Origin of the sequence: Streptomyces sp. NPDC051172, from assembly GCF_040682555.1 — a bacterium.
GTDB lineage: Bacteria > Actinomycetota > Actinomycetes > Streptomycetales > Streptomycetaceae > Streptomyces.
Genome location: NZ_JBFBBE010000283.1, coordinates 1 through 2,320 on the forward strand (window position 1 = coordinate 1; position 2,320 = coordinate 2,320).

Annotated in this window: 2 protein-coding genes; both read right to left on the reverse strand. The window is 72.5% G+C overall.

Translation table 11 applies throughout. The features are described from left to right. Nucleotides 1-1,428: NAD-dependent succinate-semialdehyde dehydrogenase (locus AB0N07_RS50335; RefSeq protein WP_365847632.1), on the reverse strand; the 1,428-nt coding region annotated here is incomplete at its 3' end. A 173-nt stretch (nucleotides 1,429-1,601) separates the two neighbouring features. Beyond that, nucleotides 1,602-2,320: 16S rRNA (cytidine(1402)-2'-O)-methyltransferase (rsmI, locus tag AB0N07_RS50340; protein WP_365847634.1), on the reverse strand; the 719-nt coding region annotated here is incomplete at its 5' end.

The window sequence follows — 2,320 nt, forward strand, 5'->3', positions numbered from 1 at the left end:
CTCGATGCCCTCGGCGCCGCCCTCACGGCCCAGGCCCGACTGCTTCACGCCGCCGAACGGCGCGGCCGGGTTGGAGATGACGCCCACGTTGTAGCCCATGAGGCCGAACTCGATGCTCTCGGCCACGCGGTACATCCGGGCCTGATCCTTCGTGAACACGTAGGAGGCGAGGCCGTACTCGGTGTCGTTGGCCATCTCGATGGCCTCCTCCTCGGAGGAGAAGGTCACGATCGGGGCCACGGGGCCGAAGATCTCCTGCTGGAGGATCGGGTTCCCCTTCTCCACCTTGATCGCGGTCGGCGCGTAGAAGTAGCCGTCGCCCTCGATCTTGTGGCCGCCGGTGAGCACCTCGCCGCCGGCCGCCACGGCGTCCTGGACGAGCTGGTCGATGTCGTCGCGCGCGCCCTCGTCCACGATCGGTCCGAGGGTGGACTCCGGGTCGGTGCCGCGCAGGGGCTTGAGCGCCTCGAGCTTGGCCACGAACTTCTGCGTGAACTCCTCGGCCACGTCCTCGTGCACGAGGAAGCGGTTGGCGGCGGTGCAGGCCTCGCCCATGTTGCGCATCTTCGCGGCGAAGGCGCCCTCGACGGCGGCGTCCAGGTCCGCGTCCTCGAAGACGATGAGCGGGGCGTTGCCGCCGAGCTCCATGGAGGTGCGCAGCACGTTGTCCGCCGCGTCCTTCATGAGGCGCACACCGACCGGCGTGGAACCGGTGAAGGACACCTTGCGCAGCCGCCGGTCCTGCAGGATCGGACCGGAGATCGACGAGGCCGAGGAGCCCGCGACGACGTTGAGCACGCCCTTGGGCAGGCCGGCCTCCTGCATCACCTGCGCGAACAGCTGGGTGGTCAGCGGGGTCAGCTTGGCGGCCTTGAGGACCATGGTGCAGCCGGCGGCGACGGCGGGGCCCACCTTGCGGGTGGCCATGGCCAGCGGGAAGTTCCACGGGGTGATCAGCAGGCACGGGCCCACCGGGCGATGGTGCACCTGCATGCGCAGCGTGCCCTCGGGCACGGTCAGGGTGCGTCCGTAGTGGCGGCCGGCCTCCTCGGAGAACCAGCGCAGGAAGCCGTTGCCGTACGTGACCTCGCCGCGGGCCTCGGCGAGCGGCTTGCCCATCTCGAGGGTCATCAGCAGCGCGAAGTCCTCGGCGCGCTCGTTGATCAGGTCGTAGGCGCGGCGCAGGATGTCGGCGCGCTCCTTGGCCGGGGTGCGGGCCCAGTCGGCCTGCGCGGCGCAGGCGGCGTCGAAGGCGGCCATGGCGTCGTCGGAGTTCGCGTCCTGCAGGCTCGCGATGACCTTGCCGGTGGCCGGGTCCTTCACGTCGAAGGTCTTGCCGGAGGAGGCATCGCGCCATTCGCCGTCGATCAGCAGGCCGGTGGGGACGGACTCCAGCAGCGCCTTCTCGCGCTCAGCGGTCACGGTCATGATGCACCTCTTTCGGGGTCGGTGGTCGGAGGCGGCACGCCCCGCGTCCCTCAGGGGAACGGGTGGACGGCCACGGCTATTCCGACGCCGCCCGGCGGCGGCTCCACGGCTGATCCTAGCCAGGCACCGGCGCCGCGCCCTCGCACATGAGCATCTGTGTAGCCGGGGACGTGTCAGCCCCGGGCCGCGAGCACCGCCTGATAGAGCTCCCGGCTCCGCATCCCGTGGGCTCCGGCCACCGCGGCCACGGCCTCCTTGAGCCGGGTGCCGGACTCCACCAGCACCGCCACCTCGGCGACGGCGTCCGCCTCGGACGCCTCGCCCTCGGCGCCGGGCGCGGCCGGCCCGACCACCAGCACGATCTCCCCGCGGATCCCCTCCGCGGCGTGCCGTTCCGCGGCCCAGGCATGCACCTCGGCCGCGGTGCCGCGCACCACCTCCTCGTGCAGCTTGGTGAGCTCGCGGGCCACGCACACCGGCCGCTGTGCACCGAGGACCTCCACGACGACGGCCAGCGCGTCCGCCAGACGCTGCGGCGACTCGAAGGCGACCACGGTGCGTGCCTCGGTCAGCAGGGAGGTGAGCCATCGCCGTCGTTCCCCGTCCTTGCGGGGGACGAAGCCGTCGAAGGCGAACCGGTCCGTCGGCAGGCCGGAGAGGGCGAGCGCGGTGGTCACGGCGGAGGGGCCGGGCGCACACGTCACGGGCAGCCCTGCGGACACCGCGGCCGCCACGAGCCGGTACCCCGGGTCCGAGACCGTGGGCATGCCCGCGTCCGAGACCACCGCCACCGTGGCACCGCCCCGCACCTGGTCCAGCAGCCCCTGGGTCGAGGCCGCCTCGTTGTGCTCGTGATGGGCCACCACCCGGCCCGCCGGGGTGACGCCCAGGC